The 20,794-nt window shown below is 64.6% G+C and carries 21 protein-coding genes; 12 read left to right on the top strand and 9 right to left on the bottom strand.

Annotation, left to right across the window (positions count from 1 at the left end):
- The first annotated feature begins 28 nt into the window (after positions 1 to 28).
- A complete protein-coding gene (locus tag LZ585_RS03255; RefSeq protein ID WP_234855018.1) occupies positions 29 to 544 on the top strand; it encodes a L,D-transpeptidase family protein in 516 nt (171 codons plus the stop codon).
- A gap of 57 nt (positions 545 to 601) precedes the next feature.
- On the opposite strand, the gene LZ585_RS03250 is transcribed toward LZ585_RS03255, so the two are convergent.
- Positions 602 to 1,114, bottom strand: a complete 513-nt coding sequence (locus LZ585_RS03250) for a CAP domain-containing protein (protein WP_234855017.1) — start codon at positions 1,112 to 1,114, stop codon at positions 602 to 604.
- A 221-nt stretch (positions 1,115 to 1,335) separates the two neighbouring features.
- Here LZ585_RS03250 and LZ585_RS03245 point away from each other — a divergent pair, with 221 nt between their 5' ends.
- Positions 1,336 to 1,989: a L,D-transpeptidase gene (locus LZ585_RS03245; RefSeq protein WP_234855016.1), complete on the top strand. Its 654-nt coding sequence runs from the start codon at positions 1,336 to 1,338 to the stop codon at positions 1,987 to 1,989.
- Between the two features lie 37 nt (positions 1,990 to 2,026).
- On the opposite strand, the gene hemH is transcribed toward LZ585_RS03245, so the two are convergent.
- Both hemH and LZ585_RS03235 read right to left on the bottom strand, forming a co-directional pair.
- Positions 2,027 to 3,055, bottom strand: coding sequence for a ferrochelatase (gene hemH / locus LZ585_RS03240; RefSeq protein WP_234855015.1), 1,029 nt, complete (start codon positions 3,053 to 3,055; stop codon positions 2,027 to 2,029).
- A complete protein-coding gene (locus LZ585_RS03235; RefSeq protein ID WP_234855014.1) occupies positions 3,052 to 3,891 on the bottom strand; it encodes a methyltransferase domain-containing protein in 840 nt (279 codons plus the stop codon). The genes hemH and LZ585_RS03235 overlap by 4 nt, the downstream gene beginning before the upstream one ends.
- Before the next feature lie 30 nt (positions 3,892 to 3,921).
- Between LZ585_RS03235 and LZ585_RS03230 the strand changes: the two genes are divergently transcribed.
- The 3 genes from LZ585_RS03230 (at position 3,922) to LZ585_RS03220 (ending at position 5,546) form a co-directional block, all read left to right on the top strand.
- The gene (locus LZ585_RS03230; protein ID WP_234855013.1) at positions 3,922 to 4,659 is read left to right on the top strand and encodes a double zinc ribbon domain-containing protein; all 738 of its coding nucleotides are present in this window, start codon (positions 3,922 to 3,924) and stop codon (positions 4,657 to 4,659) included.
- A 28-nt stretch (positions 4,660 to 4,687) separates the two neighbouring features.
- Positions 4,688 to 4,957 (top strand): glutaredoxin 3, encoded by a 270-nt coding sequence (gene grxC, locus LZ585_RS03225; RefSeq protein ID WP_234855012.1) that lies wholly within the window; start codon positions 4,688 to 4,690, stop codon positions 4,955 to 4,957.
- Positions 4,958 to 5,072: 115 nt separating this feature from the next.
- The gene (locus tag LZ585_RS03220; protein WP_234855011.1) at positions 5,073 to 5,546 is read left to right on the top strand and encodes a MarR family winged helix-turn-helix transcriptional regulator; all 474 of its coding nucleotides are present in this window, start codon (positions 5,073 to 5,075) and stop codon (positions 5,544 to 5,546) included.
- On the opposite strand, the gene ubiG is transcribed toward LZ585_RS03220, so the two are convergent.
- Positions 5,543 to 6,277, bottom strand: coding sequence for a bifunctional 2-polyprenyl-6-hydroxyphenol methylase/3-demethylubiquinol 3-O-methyltransferase UbiG (gene ubiG / locus LZ585_RS03215; protein ID WP_234855010.1), 735 nt, complete (start codon positions 6,275 to 6,277; stop codon positions 5,543 to 5,545). The genes LZ585_RS03220 and ubiG overlap by 4 nt on opposite strands.
- Before the next feature lie 48 nt (positions 6,278 to 6,325).
- On the opposite strand from ubiG, the gene pip reads away from it, so the two are divergent.
- From pip to infB, 6 genes are all read left to right on the top strand, one after another.
- A complete protein-coding gene (gene pip / locus LZ585_RS03210) occupies positions 6,326 to 7,300 on the top strand; it encodes a prolyl aminopeptidase (RefSeq protein ID WP_234855009.1) in 975 nt (324 codons plus the stop codon).
- Positions 7,301 to 7,363: 63 nt separating this feature from the next.
- Positions 7,364 to 8,446 (top strand): glycosyltransferase 61 family protein, encoded by a 1,083-nt coding sequence (locus tag LZ585_RS03205; protein WP_234855008.1) that lies wholly within the window; start codon positions 7,364 to 7,366, stop codon positions 8,444 to 8,446.
- A gap of 128 nt (positions 8,447 to 8,574) precedes the next feature.
- On the top strand, positions 8,575 to 9,192 hold the full coding sequence (gene rimP, locus LZ585_RS03200; protein ID WP_234855007.1) for a ribosome maturation factor RimP: 618 nt from the start codon (positions 8,575 to 8,577) through the stop codon (positions 9,190 to 9,192).
- A 3-nt stretch (positions 9,193 to 9,195) separates the two neighbouring features.
- A complete protein-coding gene (gene nusA / locus LZ585_RS03195) occupies positions 9,196 to 10,815 on the top strand; it encodes a transcription termination factor NusA (RefSeq protein WP_234855006.1) in 1,620 nt (539 codons plus the stop codon).
- An 18-nt stretch (positions 10,816 to 10,833) separates the two neighbouring features.
- A complete protein-coding gene (locus LZ585_RS03190; RefSeq protein WP_234855005.1) occupies positions 10,834 to 11,454 on the top strand; it encodes an RNA-binding protein in 621 nt (206 codons plus the stop codon).
- Between the two features lie 8 nt (positions 11,455 to 11,462).
- On the top strand, positions 11,463 to 14,045 hold the full coding sequence (gene infB / locus LZ585_RS03185; protein WP_234855004.1) for a translation initiation factor IF-2: 2,583 nt from the start codon (positions 11,463 to 11,465) through the stop codon (positions 14,043 to 14,045).
- Positions 14,046 to 14,133: 88 nt separating this feature from the next.
- On the opposite strand, the gene LZ585_RS14850 is transcribed toward infB, so the two are convergent.
- The 4 genes from LZ585_RS14850 to LZ585_RS03170 all read right to left on the bottom strand — a co-directional run bounded on the left by LZ585_RS14850 (position 14,134) and on the right by LZ585_RS03170 (position 16,898).
- Complete coding sequence (locus LZ585_RS14850) at positions 14,134 to 14,262, bottom strand: hypothetical protein (protein ID WP_256445641.1); 129 nt, start codon at positions 14,260 to 14,262, stop codon at positions 14,134 to 14,136.
- Positions 14,263 to 14,384: 122 nt separating this feature from the next.
- Positions 14,385 to 14,783, bottom strand: a complete 399-nt coding sequence (mutT, locus tag LZ585_RS03180; protein ID WP_234855003.1) for an 8-oxo-dGTP diphosphatase MutT — start codon at positions 14,781 to 14,783, stop codon at positions 14,385 to 14,387.
- 22 nt (positions 14,784 to 14,805) lie between these two features.
- Positions 14,806 to 16,059 carry a bifunctional glutamate N-acetyltransferase/amino-acid acetyltransferase ArgJ gene (argJ, locus tag LZ585_RS03175; protein ID WP_234855742.1) on the bottom strand — a complete coding sequence of 418 codons (1,254 nt, stop codon included), beginning with the start codon at positions 16,057 to 16,059 and terminating at the stop codon, positions 14,806 to 14,808.
- On the bottom strand, positions 16,059 to 16,898 hold the full coding sequence (locus tag LZ585_RS03170) for a peptidylprolyl isomerase (protein WP_234855002.1): 840 nt from the start codon (positions 16,896 to 16,898) through the stop codon (positions 16,059 to 16,061). Before LZ585_RS03170 ends, argJ begins: the two co-directional genes overlap by 1 nt.
- A 198-nt stretch (positions 16,899 to 17,096) precedes the next feature.
- Here LZ585_RS03170 and secA point away from each other — a divergent pair, with 198 nt between their 5' ends.
- Positions 17,097 to 19,814, top strand: coding sequence for a preprotein translocase subunit SecA (gene secA, locus LZ585_RS03165; protein WP_234855001.1), 2,718 nt, complete (start codon positions 17,097 to 17,099; stop codon positions 19,812 to 19,814).
- Between the two features lie 70 nt (positions 19,815 to 19,884).
- On the opposite strand, the gene fmt is transcribed toward secA, so the two are convergent.
- Complete coding sequence (gene fmt, locus LZ585_RS03160) at positions 19,885 to 20,778, bottom strand: methionyl-tRNA formyltransferase (RefSeq protein ID WP_234855000.1); 894 nt, start codon at positions 20,776 to 20,778, stop codon at positions 19,885 to 19,887.
- Positions 20,779 to 20,794 lie beyond the last annotated feature (16 nt).

Genomic DNA, 20,794 nt, shown 5'->3' with positions numbered 1-20,794 from the left:
TAAAAAATCAAAAACGCCAGAGGCAGTGATGTTCAAGCCAACTCGCCGCACCGTCGCATTTTCCTTGCTCGCCTTTGTGGCGGCTTGCGGCAAGCCGGAAAGCAAGTTCAAGGGCTATAACGGCCCAGCCGTGACCCAGGTCGTGGTCAACAAGGGCGCCCGCAAGATGTATCTTCTGCACGGCACGACCGTGCTGAAATCCTATGACGTGGGCCTGGGCAACGTGCCCGTGGGCCACAAGCAGTTCGAAGGCGATGGCAAGACGCCCGAGGGGGTTTACTTCATAGACCGCTTCAACCCGCGCAGCCGGTATCACCTTTCGGTTGGCGTGTCCTATCCCAACCCGCAGGATGCCGCCCTGGCAACCGCACTGGGCCGTCACGCAGGCGGCGACATCTTCATCCATGGCCGTGGCCCCGAGGGCAACCGTTTCGCCCAAAGCAATCGCGACTGGACCGCAGGCTGCATCGCCGTCAAGGACGAGGAGATCGAGGAGGTCTATGCGATGCTGCGCCCCGGGGTTCCCATCGTGATCAACCCCTGATCCCCGCCGCCCATGGAACAGGGCCCCGGACGCCCGGGGCCTTTTGCATTTCGGCGATCAGCTGCCGGTCAGCAGCGTCCACCACAGCTTGCCGGATGGTTCCTGATACCAGGCAATCCCCAGGCTCGTGGCGGCCGGATCCATGATCACGTCGCGCGTGTCCCGTGTCCCCATCCAGGCAGTCAGGGTCTGGACGTCGTTTTCATAGGATTCCGAGATATTCTCGCCGATGACCGTGCCGAAATATCCGGCCCGGCGCGCCCGGTCCAGCGGCGAGGATCCGTCCGATCCCCAATGCCACGCCCGGTTCTGGGCCGACATGTCGCGCGAATGGGCCAGGGCGGCGGCCGACAATTGCGGGTTCAGCGTCAATGAGGGCGCGGCGATGTTTCCCCGAAGCGTGTTGATTTGCTGCAACACGCGGATGGGAATTTGCTGTTCCTCGGCGGCGCTGATCTGGTTGCCCGTGGGCATCGCCTGCCCGCCGGGCCCGACCGGCGGCAAACTGCGCGGCTGGCAGGCGGCAAGCGCCATCAGCGACAGCATCGCGATCACCTTGTAATTCGGCATGTTTTCGCCATCCCTCGTGTTTTTATGGCGCAGATCTATCGAAGGACCATGACCCGATCAAACCCACGAATTCGTGAACCGGCGCTGTTGTGGCATCTTGGCCCCACAGCAGTTTGAATTGCCGGAATCGCTGCCCGGTCGTATAGGTCGTTCCTGCCGCATGAGGCGGAGTGGTCAAGGCCGTCCAGCAAGAACGGCCATCCTTCGAAGGACATGTGAAGATGAGCAAATCATCCACGATCAGCCGCCGGGCCTTCCTGGGTTCGGCCGCAGCATTGGGTGCCGCCGGCCTGGCGATGCCGGCGCTTGCCCAGCAATACGACCCCTATACGGGCCAGCCGATCCAGGGCGCGCCGATCCCCGGCGCAACGCCCGATGCAGGGGCGGTGCAGTTCGATCCGAACGCCGATGGACGCCATAACATTTCCAGCTTTTCGGGCCAAAGCTGGCAGCCTCATTTCCAGACGCTGGCGAATGGCGCAATCCTGTGCGACCTGACCTCGCGCGCGGTGCATTTCTGGTCCGAGGACGGCAGCACCTATCGGGTCTATCCCTCGTCCATCCCGGTCAGCACGGAACTGACCCGCACCGGCCGGACCGAGATCATCAAGAAGGTCGAAGGCCCAAGCTGGTCGCCCACGCCTGAAATGAAGGCCCGCAATCCGGAATGGCCGGATTTCGTGCCGCCGGGCCCGGACAATCCCTTGGGCACCCATGCGCTGTGGCTGTCTTGGCAATATTACCGCATCCACGGCACGCACGACACCCGCAAGATCGGGCGCAAGTCGTCGAACGGCTGCATCGGGCTGTACAACGAACATATCCTGGAACTGTACAACCTGACCAAGATCGGCACGCAGGTTCTGGTGATCTGACAAAGGGGGCCGAAAGGCCCCCTTTTCCGTGCAGCGCCTAAACCCATCCCGCAAGATTTTCCCGAACCACCTCAAGCATCACCTCGATATGCCCCGGGTCGTCGTTGAGGCAGGGGATATAGGTGAATTCCTTGCCCCCTGCATGTTCGAAGCTTTCGCGGATCTCGCCGTTGATCTCCTCCAGCGTCTCGATGCAGTCCGAGGAGAAAGCGGGAGAGATCACCGCGATGTCGGTGATGCCGCGTTTCGCCAGTTCGGCCACGTGTTCGACGGTATAAGGGCGCAACCATTCCTCGGTTCCGAAGACGGACTGAAAGGTCGTGTCGATCACGCCGTCGGGCCAGCCCAAAGCCTCTTTCAGCAGGCGAGAGGTCTTCTGGCACTGGCAGTGATAAGGATCGCCCTCCAGCAGATAGCGTCTGGGCATCCCGTGATAGCTGGCAACCAGCTTGGCGGGCACTTTGTCGCCCAAGGTGCGGCGCACCGATGCGGCCAGGGCCGAGATGTAATCGGGCCGGTCGAAATAAGGCTCGCAGGTGCGGACCGCAGGCTGCCATTTCTGCGCCATCAGCGCCCGGAACAGTTGGTCGTTCGCCGTGGCCGAGGTCGCCCCCGCATATTGCGGGTAAAGCGGCAGGAACACGATCCGCTGGCAGCCCGCCTTGACCATCCGGTCCAGCACGTCCTGCGTGGACGGATTGCCGTAACGCATGCAGAACTCGACCATCACGCTGTCGCCCCATTCCGCCTGGGCACGTTCGCGCAGCGCCTCGGTCTGGGACCGGGTGATGGTCATCAGCGGGCTTTCGTTCTTTTCCTTGTTCCAGATCAGCTTGTAGTTCTTGCCCGAGGTGAAGGGCCGCTTGGTCAGGATGATCCCCTGCAGCAGCGGCTGCCATTTCCAGGCCGGATAGTCGATCACCCGCCTGTCGGACAGAAATTCGTTCAGATAGCGGCGCATGGACCAATAGTCATAGCCGTCGGGCGTGCCCAGGTTGGCGATCAGGATTCCCGTCTTCTTCTTCGGGATCGAGGGATGGTCGGCGGGCGCGTGGGCTGGCTTCATGTCTTGGTCCTGATTTCTTTCAGCGCGTCTTCAAGTCGTGTGGTGGCCGATCCCCGCCGCAGGGGCTTGGGCTGCGTGTCCGAGGGCGACCATCCGGTCAGAAAGACCAGATCAAAGGTCACGGCGATACGGGACGGATCGTCGCGGTCGGCGTGGTGTTCGGCCATGATGGCGGCAGCGCGGGCAAAGACCGCGCGACCGGTCGGGCGGCGCAGGCGGGCGGCCATTGCATTGCCCTCGCCCATGGCGCGCAGGTCATGGGCCAGGTGGATCAGGTCGCGATAGCTGGCCTTCTGCGGCAGCAGATCGGCCACCGGCAAGGCAAGCCCCGCACGGCCGATCAGCCCGCCCATGTCGCGGATCTCGCCCATGGGCAGGATGCGGGGGGACAGGCCGCCGGTCAGTCCCACCTCGGCCTGGGCCAGGGCGCCGCGCAACTCGTGCAAGGTCTGGCCGCCGAAACAGACGGCGATGAACAGCCCGTCTTCACGCAAGGCCCGTGCGCACTGGGCGATCTGGCCCACAGGATCGTCGGCCCAGTGCAGCGCCATGGCGTGAATGATCAGGTCATGCGCGCCGGGTTGCAGGTCCAGCACGGGATCGTCGCGGATGACGCGGGCATCGGGAAAGGCTTGCCCCCAAAGATCGGGAAATCCCGTGACCAGGGCGGGGGCGGTAAACCTTCTGTTAATCTCGGACAGCCTATCCTGGATCTCGTCGGCGGCAAGCCGGTGCAGGACATCGACAAGGCCCTGCCCGATCGCGCGGTCCCGCTGGCGCAGCAGCGCGGGCCGGTCGGTCAGCGCGGGACGATGGTTGGGTTCGGGCATTTTCATGAAGGGGAACATAGGGTGCTTCAAGGGGCGATGAAAGGCGCGTTGCGCCTGCTGTATCCGCCGCAATGCATGGCCTGTGGCGCCCCCGTGGCAGGCGGAGCCGAAGGTCCGGGACAACTGTGCCCTGCCTGCTTTCCCGACACGCGCTTCATCACCGGGACGGCCTGCGCACGCTGCGGGGTTCCCCTGCCCGATGACGGGACCAGCCTGCCCGATCCGACCCTGACCTGCGACGATTGCATGGTGATGGCCCGGCCCTGGGGCCAAGGCCGGGCGGCCATGGTCTACGCAGGCACGGGGCGGCGGCTGGTGCTGGCGCTGAAGCACGGCGACCGGCCCGACCTGGCGCCTGCCCTTGCGGGTTGGCTGGCACGCACGGCCGCACCCTTGATGCAGCCCGACACCATCGTGGCGCCCGTGCCGCTGCACCTGCGGCGGCTGCTGAAGCGGCGGTATAACCAAGCTGCGCTGATCTCGGGGCGCGTGGCGCGGGCGCACGGGGCCTTGCACCTGCCCGACCTGCTGATACGGCGGCGTCATACGCCCGGCCAGGATCATCGCGGGGTCGGCGACCGTTTCGCCAATGTCGCCGGCGCGCTCGGGGTGAACCCCCGGCGCATGGCGGCCCTGGCAGGGCGGCCCGTGCTGCTTGTCGATGACGTGATGGCCTCGGGCGCCACCCTGAGCGCCGCGGCGGACGCGCTGCTGGCAGCGGGATCGGGACCGGTTTCGGTCGCGGTTCTGGCAAGGGCGGTCAAGGATGACTAGATACGGGGTCACAGGAAAGGAACCACCCATGACCCAAGCCCCGATCACCATCTATACCACCCGCAGTTGCCCCTTCTGCATCCGCGCCAAAGGATTGCTGCGCGACAAGAACGCCCCCTATGACGAAATCGACGTGGGCGCCGATCCGTCGGTGCGCGCGCAGATGACGCAGCGCGCCGGGGGCCGCCGCACGGTGCCGCAGATCTTCATCGGCGACCGGCACGTGGGGGGCTGCGACGACCTGTTCGACCTGGAACGCCAGGGCAAGTTGGACGCGTTGCTGGCAGGCGCCGCCTGACGCGGCCCGTGACGCAAGGTCCGGCCATTGTCGGGCTTGACCCCAGGGCGTTGGGCGGGGCACGGTCCCGGCTTCGCCCCGCGCCGCGACATCACCTTCTTTCGCCTTTGGATCCATGACCTTGCCTGCGACCCATACCGACCGCCCCCGGGCCAATGACAGGCTTGCCGCAAGCCTGTTCGCCGAGGTGTTGATCGCCGAGCAACTGTCGCGCAACCTGATCGGCAAGGCCTTGCCGCGCGGAATGCAGATCTCTCATTTCTCGGTCCTTAACCTGCTGGCCCATGTGAACGAGGAACGCACCCCCGCGCAACTGGCCCAGGCGTTCCATGTCACGCGCGGGGCCATGACCAACACCCTGTCGCGGCTGGAATGGGCGGGCCATGTCCATATCCGGCCCGACTGGGACGATGCGCGGCGCAAGTTCGTGTCGATCAGCCCGGCGGGCCGGGCGGCGCGCAATGCCGCCATCGCCGCCTTCATGCCCCTGATCGCCGAAGTCGTGCGCGACATCGGCGCGGACAAGGTGCGCGTCGCCCTGCCGGTGTTGCGGGAATTGCGCATTCGGCTGGAAGGCGACGGCGCCTAACCCTCGTGCCGCGCGGTCAGGATGTAGTTCACCGACAGGTCGCGATCCGACAGGCGCCAGCCAAAGCTGATCGGGTTGAAGACCATGCCTTGCCGGTCCGCCACCGTCAGGCCCGCCCCCCGGGCCATGCCGGCCAGTTCGTCGGGCGTGATGAATCGGGACCAATCATGCGTGCCGCGCGGCAGCCATCGCAGGATCCATTCCGCCCCCAGGATCGCCGCGCCAAAGCTTTTCGCCGTGCGGTTCAGCGTGGACAGGATCACCAGCCCGCCCGGCCGCAGCAGATCGCGGCAGGTGGCGACGAAGGCGGCGGGATCGGCCACGTGCTCGATGATTTCCAATGCCAGGACAATATCGAAACGCTGGCCGTCCGCCGCCAGAGCCTCGGCCGTGGTGGCGCGATAGTCAATGGCAAGCCCCTGCCCTTCGGCATGGACCCGGGCCACGGCGATGTTGCCTTCCGCCGCATCGGCCCCCATGACATCCGCGCCCAGCCGCGCCATCGGTTCCGCCACCAGCCCGCCGCCGCAGCCGATGTCCAGCACGCGCAGCCCCTCGAACGGCCGCAGGCTGCACCGGTCGCATCCGAATTCGGCGGCGATCTGCGTACCAATGTAATCTAGCCGCACCGGGTTCATCAGGTGCAGAGGCCGAAACTTGCCCTTGGGATCCCACCATTCGGCAGCCATCGCCTCGAACTTGGCGATCTCGGTGGGGTCGATGCTTGTCATGGACTTGTCCTTCTGGCGGGCGGGTTCATCTGCGCTTATATTAAGGGGATGGACCGATTGGCAGGACAAATCGCCGCATCGCATGGCCGCCTTCATCCGGCCGTCGAACCCTTCGCCCGGCATATGCTGGAGGTGGGCGACGGCCATCAGATCTATGTCGAGGAAAGCGGCAATCCCCAGGGCTGCCCGGTCATGGTTCTGCATGGCGGCCCCGGCGGCGGGTGCAGCCCCTTCATGCGGCGCTTCTTCGACCCCGCGCATTACCGGGCGATCCTGTTCGACCAGCGGGGCTGCGGGCGGTCCCGTCCCCAGGCCTCTGTCCATGCCAACACCACGCGGCACCTGATCGCCGATATCGAGGAGATTCGCCGGACCCTGGGCTTAGAATCAATGCTGCTGTTCGGCGGCAGTTGGGGCGCGACGTTGGCCCTCGCCTATGCCGAGGCCCACCCGGATCGCGTGACCGGCCTGATCCTGCGCGGCGTCTTCCTGGGCACGCAAGGCGAGTTGGACTGGTTCTACGGCGGCGGCGCGGGGCGGTTCTTCCCGGACCTTTGGGCGCAGTTCTGCGACCCCATTCCTGAATCCGAACGCGGCGACCTGATCGCCGCCTATCACAAGCGGCTGTTTTCCGAGGACACTGGCCGCCAAGGCCGCTATGCCCAGCCTTGGCTGATGTGGGAAAACGCGCTTGCCGGGCTGCAATCGGCGGCAATAAGCCACGCGCCCTCGGATTACGCCCGCGCCTTTGCCCGGCTTGAGAATCACTATTTCACCAATCGCTGCTTTCTGGACGAGGGGCAGTTGCTGCGCGACCGTCATCGCATCGAACACCTGCCCGCCGCGATCGTGCAGGGCCGATACGACATGGTCTGCCCGCCGCTGTCGGCCTGGCGCCTGGCGGAAGGCTGGGATGGCTGCCACCTGCGGCTGGTGCCGGCATCGGGCCACGCCTTGTCAGAACCGCGGATTGCCGCAGAACTGGTGCAGGTGATGGATGCCTGGCGGGACAAGCAGGGTTAAGCACTCTTTCATCAAAATCTGCCAACGCTCGGCTGTAGATATTCATTGCGATAGGAAGTAATTGTGACAACGCCAGCCGCAGCGTGGATCGCCACGAATGTCGCCAAGATGACGGCAAGGTTCAACAACCGCCCCAGTCTGTTTACGCCGCTGCCAGAACCCGAAGCCGAGTATACGCCGGGTCAGGTCACATCCCGGCCTGCCCTCTACGAACCTGAGCAACTTGACCGGGTGACGAGGTGCAACCTCAACCGCAGCCTAGATTTCATGATGCGGCTATGGACCGACACCCGCTGGACAGAAGCGCCCATGAGCATCTATCGCCTTGGTCCTGCGGTCGTTCTGGGGGGCACCGTAATTACCCCGCAAGCCCGTCACAGGCTTCGCGACGACCATGTTGGCTTCCGTCGCGCGCTGAAGGGCAGCGTCCGACAGCCCGAGATCGTGCTTGCGAACTCGTTGCAAGGGCTCAAGTTCTTTGGACATTGGCTTGGGGACGACTGCACCGCCTTTGAGGCCTTTCGGGACTATCCCGCCTTATGGTCCGTGCGGCGTCATGCGTGGTCGGACATGGCCTATTATGAAGGTGCCTTTCGTCAAGACTGGCAAGAACAGGATGTCATGCAGACCGATAACCTGATTCTTCTCCGGGATCTGGGCTTTGGCAGGCGCAAGACCGAGCGCTATCGCACGCTGCGCAGACGCCTGCGGGAGCACGTGCGTGACAGGCAGGCTTCAGGGAAGATCGTTTTCATCCGGCGTGGGGCAAGCGCCAAGAAAAGAGAGATCACCAATTGGGACGAACTGCGCCAAAGGCTTGAAGATCGCGGCATCAGTATCGTCACCCCGGAAGGGGATACGGCTTCCTTCGTCCAGAATATCCTTGATGCCTCGCTTGTGATAACGGTCGAGGGAAGCCAGGCTTGTCATGCGATATATGCCCTGTGGGAGGGAGGCGGGCTTCTTGTCTTGCAACCGCCCTTTCAGCTTCATACGGCGGCGCAAGAGTGGATGCGCTCTCTCGAGTTGCACTGCGGCATGGTCATCGGGCGCACTGAACAGGATGGATTCAGCATCGACCCCGATGAGGTGCTGTCCATGGTGGATCGTCTGCTGGCGCTGACGGAAAATCGCGAGGCGGTCTGAGGTCTCTTGCGTCGCAGGGCAAATTGCCCTATATCGCGCTCAACAGCGGTGCAGGCGTCCAAACCCTGCCCACCGGACACATTCGCATGGGCCCGCTGAGGGCCCTTTTTCATATCCGAAAGGATCTCATGTCGAACGATCTGATTGCCAAGACGGCCATCGACCGGCGTCTGGCCGAGATCATCGCCCCGGTGATTGAGGATCTTGGATTCGAACTGGTGCGCATCCGCCTGCAAGGCGGCAAGACCGCGACCTTGCAGATTATGGCAGACCGTCCCGAAGGAGGCATCAACGTGGACGATTGCGGCGACATCTCGGTCGCGGTCAGCGCCACCCTGGATGTCGAGGATCCGATCGAGGACAACTATCACCTGGAAGTCAGCAGCCCGGGCATCGACCGCCCCTTGACCCGGATGAAGGACTTCGAGGCATTCGAGGGATACGAGGCGCGGCTGGAAACGAACCAGGCCATTGACGGGCGCAAGCGATTCAAGGGCGTCCTAGCGGGGGTCGAAGGCGACGAGGTTCTGCTGAACATCGACGAGGCGGGCGAAACGCAGACCATCGGGCTGCAGTTCGACTGGCTGTCGGACGCCAAGCTGGTTCTGACCGACGACCTGATCCGCGAGATGCTGCGCCAGAAAAAGGAAGCCGGCGTCCAGATCGAAAACCTGGACGAAACCGCCTTTGACGAAATCGAAACCGAAGACACCGACGGCGCCGACAGCGCCAATGCCAAGGAGTGAGTGATGGCAATCACCTCTGCCAACCAGCTTGAACTGCTGCAAACTGCCGAAGCCGTCGCGCGCGAAAAGATGATCGAGCCCGAGTTGGTCATCGAGGCGATGGAGGACAGCCTCGCCCGGGCCGCCAAGTCGCGCTATGGGGCGGAAATGGACATCCGCGTCAAGATCGACCGCAAGACCGGCAACGCCAGCTTTACCCGCATCCGCACCGTGGTCGAGGATGATGCGGTCGAGAATTACCAGGCGCAGCTGACCGTGGAGCAGGCCCGTCCCTATCTGGCCGATCCCAAGGTCGGCGACGAGATCGTGGACCAGGTTCCCCCCGTGGAACTGGGCCGCATCGCCGCGCAATCGGCCAAGCAGGTGATCCTGCAGCGCGTTCGCGAGGCCGAGCGCGACCGCCAGTACGAGGAATTCAAGGACCGCGCCGGTTCCATCATCAACGGCATCGTCAAGCGCGAGGAATACGGCAACATCATCGTGGATGTGGGCCGGGGCGAGGCGATCTTGCGCCGCAACGAAAAGATCGGCCGCGAAAGCTATCGCCCGAACGACCGCATCCGTGCCTATGTCAAGGATGTGCGCCGCGAAACGCGCGGGCCGCAGATCTTCCTGTCGCGCACCGACCCGCAGTTCATGGCCGAATTGTTCAAGATGGAAGTGCCCGAAATCTATGACGGCATCATCGAGATCAAGGCCGTAGCCCGCGATCCGGGCAGCCGCGCGAAAATCGCCGTGATTTCCTATGACAACAGCATCGACCCGGTCGGCGCCTGCGTGGGTATGCGCGGCAGCCGCGTCCAGGCCGTCGTGGGCGAGTTGCAGGGCGAAAAGATCGACATCATTCCCTGGAACGACGACCAGGCGACCTTCCTGGTCAACGCCCTGCAGCCCGCCGAGGTGAGCAAGGTCGTCTTTGACGAGGAAGCCGGCAAGATCGAGGTCGTGGTTCCCGACGAACAGTTGTCGCTGGCCATCGGGCGTCGCGGCCAGAACGTGCGCCTTGCCAGCCAGCTGACCGGGATGGATATCGACATCCTGACCGAGGAGGAGGAATCCAAGCGCCGCCAGGCCGAATTCAACGCCCGCACCCAGTTGTTCATGGATGCCCTGGATCTGGACGAATTCTTTGCGCAACTGCTGGTCGCCGAAGGCTTCACCGATCTGGAGGAAGTGGCCTATGTCGATCTGGACGAGCTGCTGTCCATCGAAGGGGTGGACGATGGCACGGCATCGGAGCTGCAGGCCCGCGCCCGCGACGTCCTGGAAGCCAAGAACAAGGCCGCGCTTGAAAACGCCCGCGCGCTTGGGGCCGAGGACAGCCTTATTGAATTCGAGGGGCTGACCCCCCAGATGGTGGAGGCACTGGCCAAGGACGGCGTGAAGACGCTGGAAGACTTCGCCACCTGCGCCGACTGGGAACTGGCCGGTGGCTGGACCACGGTGAATGGCCAACGCGTCAAGGATGAAGGCTTGCTGGAACCGTACGAAGTGTCGCTGGAAGAAGCCCAAACCATGGTGATGACTGCCCGGGTGATGCTGGGCTGGGTCGATCCGACGGAACTGCACGGCGCCGCCGATGTCGAAGACGGCGACGACACGACCGAGGAGGCCGGGGCGTGATGCCCCGGATTTGTCCGCTTGAGTCGCGGTGGTCGCATCAAGGATCATGATCAGCCCGAAAGGCGCTGCATCGTCACCGGGGAAGTCCAGCCCAAGGCTGGACTGATCCGTTTCGTGGCCGGGCCGGATGGCACGGTCGTGCCGGACCTGGCTGAAAAGCTGCCGGGCCGTGGCATCTGGGTCAGCGCGGATCGCGCGGCCATCGACAAGGCTGCGGGGAAGGGCTTGTTTTCCCGCGCCGCCAAGGCGCCGGTCAAGGCACCCGAAGGCTTGGCCGACATGGTCGAGGCGGGCGTGGCCCGGCGGCTGGTCGAACTGGTCTCGCTGGCGCGCAAGTCGGGCCGCGCGGTCGCCGGGTTCGAGAAAGTGAAGGGGTGGCTGGCCGAGGGGCGCGCAAAGGTGCTGCTTCAAGCCAGCGACGGATCGGAACGCGGCAAGGGCAAGCTGTGGACGCCGACCGGCGGACGCTGGTTTGGCTGCCTGACCGCATCAGAATTGGGTTTGTCCTTCGGGCGCGATCATGTCATACACGGCGCGCTTGCGGCGGGTGGACTGACGGACAAGGTGATCTTGGAAGCCGGCAGACTGACGGGTCTGCGCGGGCATGACGGCGGCAATACGGCGGCCGGGAAGGAATGAAGACGCAGATGAGCGACAAAGACGGAAAATCGACTCTGGGGTTCGGCGGCAGCGGCCGTTCGGGCCAGGTCAAGCAAAGCTTCAGCCATGGCCGCACCAAGAGCGTTGTCGTGGAAACCAAACGCAAGCGCGTCGTGGTGCCCAAGCCGGGCGCCACCCAGATGACGGATGCCCAGAAAGAAAAGAACCCGCTGACGGCGCGCATGGCGGGCGATCCCTCGAAACGCCCTGCGGGCATTTCCGACGCCGAGATGGAGCGCCGGCTAAAGGCGCTTGCCGCCGCCAAGTCGCGCGAAGTCGAGGAAGCCGCCCAGCGTCTGATCGATGAAAAGGCGCGCGAGGAAGAACGCGAGCGCCGCCGCGCCGAGATCGAGGCCAAGGAGCGTGAGGAACGCGAGCGCGAGGAAGCCCGCCGCCTCAAGGCCGAGGAAGAAGCACGCCTTGCCCGCGAGGCCGAGGAACTGGCCAAGCGCACGGAAGAAACGAAAGCCGCGGAACGCCCGGCCCGTGCAGCCGCCCCCGCCGCGGCCCGCCCGGCAGGTGCGCGTCCCGCCGCCCCGGACCGTGCCGCGATCGAGGCCGCAGCCTCGCGCGCCGAAAAGCCTGGCATCGCCACCGGTCCGCGCCGCACCGACCGCGACCGTCGCGACAGCGGCGGCGACAGCGATGCGAAAGCCAAGGCCAAGGCCGAGGACAGCCGCCGCACAGGCCGCCTGTCGCTGACCCAGGCGCTCAACGGCGAAGGTGGCCGCCAGCGGTCTATGGCCGCGATGAAGCGCAAGCAGGATCGCGCCCGCCAGAAGGCCATGGGCAATGTGCGCCCTGAAAAGCAGGTGCGTGACGTTCAGCTGCCGGAAACCATCGTGGTGTCCGAACTGGCCAACCGCATGGCGGAACGCGCCGCCGATGTCGTCAAGTCGCTGATGAAGATGGGCATGATGGTGTCCATCAACCAGCCCATCGACGCCGATACCGCCGAACTGGTGATCGAGGAATTCGGCCACAAGGCGGTTCGCGTCTCGGATTCCGATGTGGAACAGGTCATCGACACGGTCCAGGACAAGGCCGAGGATCTGCAGTCGCGTCCGCCGATCATCACGATCATGGGCCATGTGGACCACGGCAAGACCTCGCTTCTGGACGCGTTGCGCAAGGCCAATGTCGTGTCTGGCGAAGCGGGCGGGATCACCCAGCATATCGGCGCCTATCAGGTGAAAACCGAATCTGGCGCGGTTCTGACCTTCCTGGACACGCCGGGCCATGCGGCCTTCACCTCGATGCGGGCGCGCGGCGCGCAAGTCACCGATATCGTCGTGCTGGTGGTTGCCGCCGATGATGCGGTGATGCCGCAGACGGTCGAGGCGATCAACCACGCCAAGGCCGCCAAGGTGCCGATGATCGTGGCGATCAACAAGATCGACAAGCCCTCGGCCGATCCCGACCGCGTGCGCACCTCGCTGCTGCACCAGGAAGTCGTGGTCGAGAAGATGTCCGGCGACGTGCAGGATGTCGAAGTATCGGCCAAGACCGGCCAGGGCCTGGACGAACTGCTGGAAGCCATTGCCCTGCAATCCGAGATCCTCGAACTGCAGGCCAACCCCGACCGTGCCGCCCAGGGCGCCGTGATCGAGGCCAAGCTGGACGTGGGCCGCGGTCCTGTTGCCACCGTTCTGGTTCAGAACGGGACGCTGAAGCGCGGTGACATCTTTGTCGTGGGCGAACAGTGGGGCAAGGTCCGCGCGCTGATCAACGACAAGGGCGAACGTGTGGACGAGGCCGGACCCTCGGTCCCGGTCGAGGTTCTGGGCTTGGACGGCACCCCTGCCGCAGGCGACGTGCTGAACGTGGTGGAAACCGAAGCCCAGGCGCGCGAGATCGCGAACTACCGCATCCAGCAGACCAAGGACAAACGCGCTGCCGCCGGTGCCGCGACCACGCTGGAACAGCTGATGGCCAAGGCTAAGGCGGATGAAAGCGTGTCCGAACTGCCGGTGGTCGTGAAGGCCGACGTGCAGGGTTCCGCCGAGGCCATCGTGCAGGCCCTGGAAAAGATCGGCAACGACGAGGTTCGCGTTCGTGTCCTGCATTACGGCGTGGGTGCGATCACCGAATCCGATATCGGTCTGGCCGAGGCCAGCAATGCCCCCGTTATCGGCTTCAACGTCCGCGCCAACGCCCCGGCCCGCAATTCGGCCAACCAGAAGGGTGTCGAGATCCGGTACTACTCGATCATCTATGACCTGGTGGACGACATCAAGGCGGCGGCATCGGGCCTGCTGTCCAACGAAGTGCGCGAAAACTTCATCGGCTATGCCGAAATCCGCGAAGTGTTCCGCGTCACCGGCGTGGGCAATGTCGCAGGCTGCCTGATCACCGAAGGCGTGGCACGCCGTTCGGCAGGCGTGCGCCTGCTGCGCGACAACGTGGTGATCCACGAAGGCACGTTGAAGACGCTCAAGCGCTTCAAGGACGAGGTCAAGGAAGTCATTTCCGGCCAGGAATGCGGCATGGCGTTCGAAAACTATGACGACATCCGCAAGGGCGATGTCATCGAAATCTTTGAGCGCGAGGAAGTCGAGCGCACGCTGTAAGGCGGCGCATCGATCCCTGCGGCGACAAAAAGGGGCGGCCTTGCATGGCCGCCCCTTCTGCATTCGTCGTGGTGCGTCGTGTTCCGGATCAGCGCGTGACCGGCGTTCCCTCGAAAGTGCGTGCGCCGATGCGGACAACCATTTTCCCGTTGGGGGCGAGACATTCGAAAAGCCCCTGGATGAGAATATGGCTGCCGATCGAAATCGTGCGAATCATGTCAAGCCCTCCTGTTCCCTCTGCCACCAGCCTGTCATGAAACCGTTCACAGAGTATTAACGATGCGGCGGTCTAGGACATTTGGGGGGCAGTTTGAAAAAGATTGCCCCCCAAATGCGTCCTCAAAGCCACATCTGCAACATCGGGATCAGGGGCACGTCCGCCGGCGGCATGGGGTAATTGCGCAAATCCCTGGCACGGACCCAGGCCAGTTGCTGCCCTTCTCGAGGCTGAACGATTCCCTTCCACCGGCGACAGGCGAATACTGGCATCAGCAGATGGAAGTCAGGATAAGCGTGGCTGGCAAATGTCAGCGGCGCCAGGCAGGCTGTCCAGGTGTCGATGCCCAGTTCCTCGTGCAGTTCCCGGATCAGGGCTGCCTCGGGCGTTTCGCCGGGTTCAATCTTGCCGCCCGGAAACTCCCACAACCCGGCCATCGACTTGCCTTCGGGGCGCTGCGCCAGAAGCACGCGCCCGTCGGCGTCGATCAGCGCCACGGCGGCGACAAGAACGGTCTTCACCTGCGCGTCTCCGACACGACCTTCACGACCGGTAGTCGGCGTTGATGTCGATATAGCCATGGGTCAGGTCGCAGGTCCACACGGTGCGCGCGCCCTGCCCCAGCCTCAGATCGACCCCGATCACCAGATCCTGTTGCTTCATATAGGAGCTTGCCGCTGCCTCGTCATAGCTGGGCGAACGCCAGCCGTTCTCGGCCAGCACCATGTCGCCAAAGCGGATGGTCAGGCGATCGCGATCAGCCTCGGCGCCCGACTTGCCGACGGCGGCGACAATGCGGCCCCAGTTGGCGTCCTGGCCCGCGATGGCGGTCTTGACCAGCGGGGAGTTGGCAATGGACATGGCGACCTTGTGGGCATCGGCATCCGACGCAGCCCCGGTCACCCGAACCTCGACGAATTTCGTCGCCCCCTCGCCGTCGCGGACGACAAGCTGCGCCAACTCGCGCATCACGCCGTGCAGCGCGGTCACGAAGGCGGCCCCCGTGCCATGCTCCAGCGACGTGATCGCCGCCGCCGTGCTGCGCCCAGTCGCGGCCAGGATCAACGCGTCAGAAGTCGATGTGTCGCTGTCCACCGTGATCGCGTTGAAGGTCACATCCAGCCCCGACGACAATGCCTGCTGCAACAACGGCGCGGGGATGGTCGCGTCGGTGAAGACATAGACCAGCATTGTCGCCATGTCCGGTGCGATCATGCCCGATCCCTTGGCGATGCCGGCAATGCGGATATCCCCGCCCTCGCCCGCCACCACGGCCTGCGCACCCTTGGGGAAGGTGTCGGTCGTCATGATCGCGCGCGCCGCATCCGCGATCCCGCCTGCGTCCAGCGATGCTGCCAGATCGCCCACGATGGCGATGATCCGGTCATGCGGCAGCGGCTCGCCGATCACGCCGGTCGAGGATGAAAACACGCGGGTTCCCGGAACGCCCGTGGCCTGCGCCACCGCATCCGTCACGGCATCGACCGATTCCTGGCCCCGCGCGCCGGTAAAGGCGTTGGCGTTGCCGGAATTGACGATGATCGCCGCCCCGTCGGGTGCATCGCCGCCCATCGCCAGCTTGGCTTGGTTGTCCAGCACGCAGGCCGCGCGGGTCGAGGATTTGGTGAACGCGCCCGCCAGGGTGGATCCCGGCGCGATGCGGATCAGCGTCACATCCGTGCGGCCCTGGTATTTCACACCTGCGGCACCGCTGGCGAATTCGATGCCGGCGATCACCGGCAGGTCGGGAAAGCGGGCGGGCGCCAGGGGCGATACGGGAAGCCCGGCCTTGCCCATCATTCCGTCTCCAGCAGTTCGGTCTTGTTCAGAAGGGCGGGGTCGATGCCCTCGGTCTTCTCGACCGTCGCTTCGGCTGTCAGGCGCTCGATTTCCGCCTGCACCTTGTCGCGCAGGACCATCTGGCTGATCTGCTCGCGCACCTCGTCAAGCGGAGGAGCCTCGCGCAGGCGGGTGTCGTTCAGCTTGATCACGTGCCAGCCGAATTCCGTCTGCACCGGGTCCGAGATCTGGCCCTTTTCCATGGCGCTGACGGCATCGGCAAAGGGCTTGACCATCTGGTCGGCTGCGAACCAGCCAAGATCGCCCTTGTTCGGCCCGCTGGGACCGGTCGAGTTCTGTTCGGCCAAGGCCCCGAATTCCGCGCCGCCGTCCAGTTGGGCCTTGATCTCGTTGGCCTTTTCCTCGGTATCGACCAGGATATGGGCGGCGGAATATTCGGTGGCCGGCTCCTGTGCCGCGAACAGCCCGTCATAGGCCGCCTGGATTTCCTGGTTGGTCGGCTGCGCCCTGGTCACCTCGGTGATGGCGGCGGCGGCCAGGGTGTTGCGGCGCTGGATTTCCAGCTGCGCACGCACGCCCGCGCTTTCCTTGCCGGCGGCGGCCACGGCGGTCTGCTGGATCAACTGGTCCAGCATCATTTCGTACAGCGCGGAATCCGGCATATCGGCCATCTGCGGATCCTGGGACGCGGCTTCCTTCATCACGATCATCTCGCCCAGGGTGATGGGGGTGCCGTTGACGGTAGCGACGACCGTACCGGCGCCCTTGTCCTGGGCATAAGCCGCGAAAGGCAGGGCCGTGGCCAGCAGGGCGGCCAGAATGGACGATTTCAGCATGGGGATCCCTTTGCTCATGCGGCCCAGGGGGCGGGCCAGCGTTGACAGTCGCGCGGGCGAGGCATAGATCCCGGTCCAACTCCGTGGAAGGCGCCGCCGCCGCTTTCGTTCAGGCCCCTGATACGGCAATGCGGCAGGTCGCGGCAAGTAGGCCCGGCCGCGTCCGCCTTTCCCAACAACGTGATTGCGAAGGTTTGTATGCTCGGCATCGGTAATCTGGCGAAGAAGGTCTTTGGAAGCCCCAATGACCGCAAGGTCAAGGGAACGCGCGGGCTGGTGGCCCGGGTCAGCGCATTGGAGGATCAGTTCCGCCCGTTGACCGATCAGCAGCTGATCGACAAGACCCGCGAATTCCAGGGGCGCGTGGCGGCGGGCGAAAGCCTGGACGACATCCTGCCCGAAGCCTTCGCCAACTGCCGCGAGGGTGCCCGCCGCGCCCTTGGCCTGCGGGCCTTCGATACGCAGGTGATGGGCGGCATCTTCCTGCACCAGGGCAATATCGCCGAAATGAAGACGGGCGAAGGCAAGACTCTGGTCGCGACCTTTCCCGCCTATCTGAACGCGCTGACCGGCAAGGGCGTCCACATCGTCACCGTCAACGATTATCTGGCGAAACGCGACGCCGACTGGATGGGCAAGGTGTTCCGCCAACTGGGCATGACCACGGGCGTCGTTTATCCCTTCCAGGCGGAGCCTGAAAAGCGCGCCGCCTATGCCGCCGACGTGACCTATGCCACCAATAACGAACTGGGCTTCGATTACCTTCGCGACAACATGAAGGGCAGCGTCGAGGAAATGGTCCAGCGGGGCCACAACTTCGCCATCGTGGACGAGGTGGACTCGATCCTGATCGACGAGGCGCGCACGCCCTTGATCATCTCCGGCCCCAGCCAGGACCGCAGCGAGTTGTACGTCACGCTGAACCAGTACATCCCGCTGCTGACCGAAGAACACTACAAGTTGGACGAAAAGGCCCGCAACGCCACCTTTACCGAGGAAGGCAACGAATTCCTGGAACGTCGCCTGCAAGCCGACGGCATCCTGCCCGGGGGGCAGACACTTTATGACCCGGAATCGACGACCATCGTCCATCACGCCAACCAGGCCCTGCGCGCCTGGAAGCTGTTCAACAAGGACCAGCATTACATGGTCCGCGACGGCGAGGTGATGCTGATCGACGAATTCACCGGCCGCATGATGAAGGGCCGCCGCCTGTCCGACGGGTTGCACCAGGCGATCGAGGCCAAGGAAGGCGTGACGATCCAGCCTGAAAACGTGACCCTGGCCAGCGTCACATTCCAGAACTATTTCCGCCTTTACAGCAAGCTGGCCGGGATGACCGGCACCGCCGCGACCGAGGCCGAGGAATTCGCCGAAATCTACAAGCTGGGCGTAGTCGAGGTTCCGACCAACCGCAACATCGCGCGTATCGACGAACACGACCGGGTTTATCGCACGGCGCAGGAAAAATACGCCGCCGTGATCGAGGCGATCAAGGAAGCCCATGCCAAGGGCCAGCCCACCCTGGTCGGCACCACCAGCATCGAGAAATCGGAAATGCTGTCCGATCTGCTCAAGAAGCAGAACATCCCCCACAACGTCCTGAACGCCCGCCAGCACGAGGCCGAGGCGCAGATCGTGGCCGACGCGGGCAAGCCCGGCGCCGTCACCATCGCCACCAACATGGCCGGTCGCGGGACCGACATCCAGTTGGGCGGCAACGTGGAAATGAAGGTGCTGGCTGCGCTTGCGGCCGACCCCGAGGCGAACCCCGACGAAATCCGCGCCCAGATCGAGGCCGAACACGCCGCCGACAAGGAAAAGGTGCTGGCCTCGGGCGGGCTGTTCGTGCTGGGCACCGAACGCCATGAAAGCCGCCGGATCGACAACCAGTTGCGCGGCCGGTCCGGGCGCCAGGGCGATCCGGGCCGGTCGCTGTTCTTCCTGTCTCTGGACGACGACCTGATGCGGATCTTCGGGTCGGAACGGCTGGACAAGGTCCTGTCCACCCTGGGCATGAAGGAAGGCGAGGCCATCGTCCACCCTTGGGTCAACAAGTCGCTGGAACGCGCCCAGGCCAAGGTGGAAGGCCGCAACTTCGACATCCGCAAGCAATTGCTGAAATTCGACGACGTGATGAACGATCAGCGCAAGGCGATCTTCAGCCAGCGCCGCGAGATCATGGACAGCACCGAGGTCGGAGAGATCACCGCCGACATGCGCCATCAGGTGATCGATGACCTGATCGACGAATTCATGCCGCCGAAATCCTATCCCGAGCAATGGGATCTGGAGGGGTTGAAGACCGCCGTCCGCGAGCGGCTGAACATGAACCTGCCCGTCGCCGACTGGGCGGCCGAGGAAGGCGTGGACCAGGACGCGATCCGCGAACGCATCGAAAAGGCGACCGATACCTATCAGGCGGACAAGGCCCAGGCCTTCGGACCGGAAAACATGCGCAACATCGAAAAGCAGGTGCTGTTGCAGATGATCGACGGAAAATGGCGCGACCACCTGCTGACGCTGGAACACCTGCGCTCGGTCGTGGGCTTTCGCGGCTATGCGCAGCGCGACCCCTTGTCGGAATACAAGACCGAGGCCTTCCAGCTGTTCGAAACCATGCTGGACGGGCTGCGCCTTGACGTGACACAGCGCCTTGCGCAAATCCGCCCCCTGACCGAGGCGGAACGCGAGGATATGCTGCGCCAGATGGCCCAGCAGCAAAAGGCGTCACAGGAACACCTGACCATGGAACATGGCGCCGACCGCCAGTCCGACGATGACGCGGGAAAGCCCGAACCGCTGGTCCAGGGTTTTGACGAAAACGACGTGAGCACCTGGGGCAACCCGTCAAGGAACGACCCCTGCCCCTGCGGATCGGGCAACAAGTTCAAGCACTGCCACGGCGCGATCTGACGCGCGCCGCTTGGTTCAAGCGGGCCGCATGAGAAAGTCGGCCTGATGGGGGTCCGCCCCTGTCAGGCCGCTATTCCAGCCCCCCGGGAAGTTCCCACCCGCGCAGCAACTCCTGCGCTGCCATAGGCTTCCTTCCCGACCGTTGGGCTTCCAGCACCTCGACCGCGCTATTGCCACAAGCGATGGTGAATCCCTCCAGAACCTCGCCCGGCGCGCCCTGCCCCGGGACAACGCGACTGCGCAGCAGCTTGACCCGCTCGCCCGCAATCTCGCACCAGGCGCCCGGAAAGGGCGACAGGCCCCGGATCAGCCGATCAACCTCGGCGGCGGGGCGGGTCCAGTCCACCCGCGCCTCGGCCTTGTCGATCTTGGCGGCATAGGTCACGCCTTCCGCCGCCTGAGGCACCGCCGGCAGCGGCAACCGGGCCAGCACGTCGACGATCAGACCCGCACCCATTGCCGACAGCCGGTCATGCAGGTCGGCGGTCGTCTCCTCGGCCCCGATGGCCGTGCGCGCCTCGGCCAGCACCGGACCGGTATCCAGCCCCGCCTCCATCTGCATGATCGCCACCCCGGTTTCCGCATCCCCCGCCATCACCGCCCGATGGATTGGTGCCGCCCCCCGCCATCGCGGCAAAAGCGAGGCGTGGATGTTCAGGCAACCCAACCGTGGCGCATCCAGCACCGCCTGCGGCAGGATCAGGCCGTAAGCCACCACCACCGCCACATCCGCCTCAAGCGCCGCAAAGGCCTGCTGATCTGCGGCGTCGCGCAGCCGCAGCGGCGTGCGAACGTCAATCCCCAACTCTTCGGCAACCCCATGAACCGCCGAGAGGCGCGGCTTCTGCCCCCGCCCGGCTGCGCGGGGCGGTTGCGAATAGACAGCCACAACCTCGTGCCGCGCAGCAATCGCCCGCAGCGCAGGCACCGAAAACTCGGGCGTTCCCATGAAAATCACCCGCATCGGCAGCCCTTTCAGC

Origin of the sequence: Paracoccus everestensis, assembly GCF_021491915.1 — a bacterium.
GTDB classification, from domain to species: domain Bacteria; phylum Pseudomonadota; class Alphaproteobacteria; order Rhodobacterales; family Rhodobacteraceae; genus Paracoccus; species Paracoccus everestensis.
Note: the sequence above shows the minus strand (reverse complement) of the source record. Positions and strands in the feature narration are given on the sequence as shown.

What these genes read in the sequence shown, in the direction of transcription:
- LZ585_RS03255 (WP_234855018.1), top strand. Translation starts at nt 29, where the DNA reads ATGTTCAAGCCAACTCGCCGCACCGTCGCATTTTCCTTGCTCGCCTTT.
- LZ585_RS03250 (WP_234855017.1), bottom strand. Translation starts at nt 1,114, where the DNA reads ATGCCGAATTACAAGGTGATCGCGATGCTGTCGCTGATGGCGCTTGCC.
- LZ585_RS03245 (WP_234855016.1), top strand. Translation starts at nt 1,336, where the DNA reads ATGAGCAAATCATCCACGATCAGCCGCCGGGCCTTCCTGGGTTCGGCC.
- hemH (WP_234855015.1), bottom strand. Translation starts at nt 3,055, where the DNA reads ATGAAGCCAGCCCACGCGCCCGCCGACCATCCCTCGATCCCGAAGAAG.
- LZ585_RS03235 (WP_234855014.1), bottom strand. Translation starts at nt 3,891, where the DNA reads ATGAAAATGCCCGAACCCAACCATCGTCCCGCGCTGACCGACCGGCCC.
- LZ585_RS03230 (WP_234855013.1), top strand. Translation starts at nt 3,922, where the DNA reads ATGAAAGGCGCGTTGCGCCTGCTGTATCCGCCGCAATGCATGGCCTGT.
- grxC (WP_234855012.1), top strand. Translation starts at nt 4,688, where the DNA reads ATGACCCAAGCCCCGATCACCATCTATACCACCCGCAGTTGCCCCTTC.
- LZ585_RS03220 (WP_234855011.1), top strand. Translation starts at nt 5,073, where the DNA reads ATGACCTTGCCTGCGACCCATACCGACCGCCCCCGGGCCAATGACAGG.
- ubiG (WP_234855010.1), bottom strand. Translation starts at nt 6,277, where the DNA reads ATGACAAGCATCGACCCCACCGAGATCGCCAAGTTCGAGGCGATGGCT.
- pip (WP_234855009.1), top strand. Translation starts at nt 6,326, where the DNA reads ATGGACCGATTGGCAGGACAAATCGCCGCATCGCATGGCCGCCTTCAT.
- rimP (WP_234855007.1), top strand. Translation starts at nt 8,575, where the DNA reads ATGTCGAACGATCTGATTGCCAAGACGGCCATCGACCGGCGTCTGGCC.
- nusA (WP_234855006.1), top strand. Translation starts at nt 9,196, where the DNA reads ATGGCAATCACCTCTGCCAACCAGCTTGAACTGCTGCAAACTGCCGAA.
- infB (WP_234855004.1), top strand. Translation starts at nt 11,463, where the DNA reads ATGAGCGACAAAGACGGAAAATCGACTCTGGGGTTCGGCGGCAGCGGC.
- LZ585_RS14850 (WP_256445641.1), bottom strand. Translation starts at nt 14,262, where the DNA reads ATGATTCGCACGATTTCGATCGGCAGCCATATTCTCATCCAGGGGCTT.
- argJ (WP_234855742.1), bottom strand. Translation starts at nt 16,059, where the DNA reads ATGGGCAAGGCCGGGCTTCCCGTATCGCCCCTGGCGCCCGCCCGCTTT.
- LZ585_RS03170 (WP_234855002.1), bottom strand. Translation starts at nt 16,898, where the DNA reads ATGCTGAAATCGTCCATTCTGGCCGCCCTGCTGGCCACGGCCCTGCCT.
- secA (WP_234855001.1), top strand. Translation starts at nt 17,097, where the DNA reads ATGCTCGGCATCGGTAATCTGGCGAAGAAGGTCTTTGGAAGCCCCAAT.
- fmt (WP_234855000.1), bottom strand. Translation starts at nt 20,778, where the DNA reads ATGCGGGTGATTTTCATGGGAACGCCCGAGTTTTCGGTGCCTGCGCTG.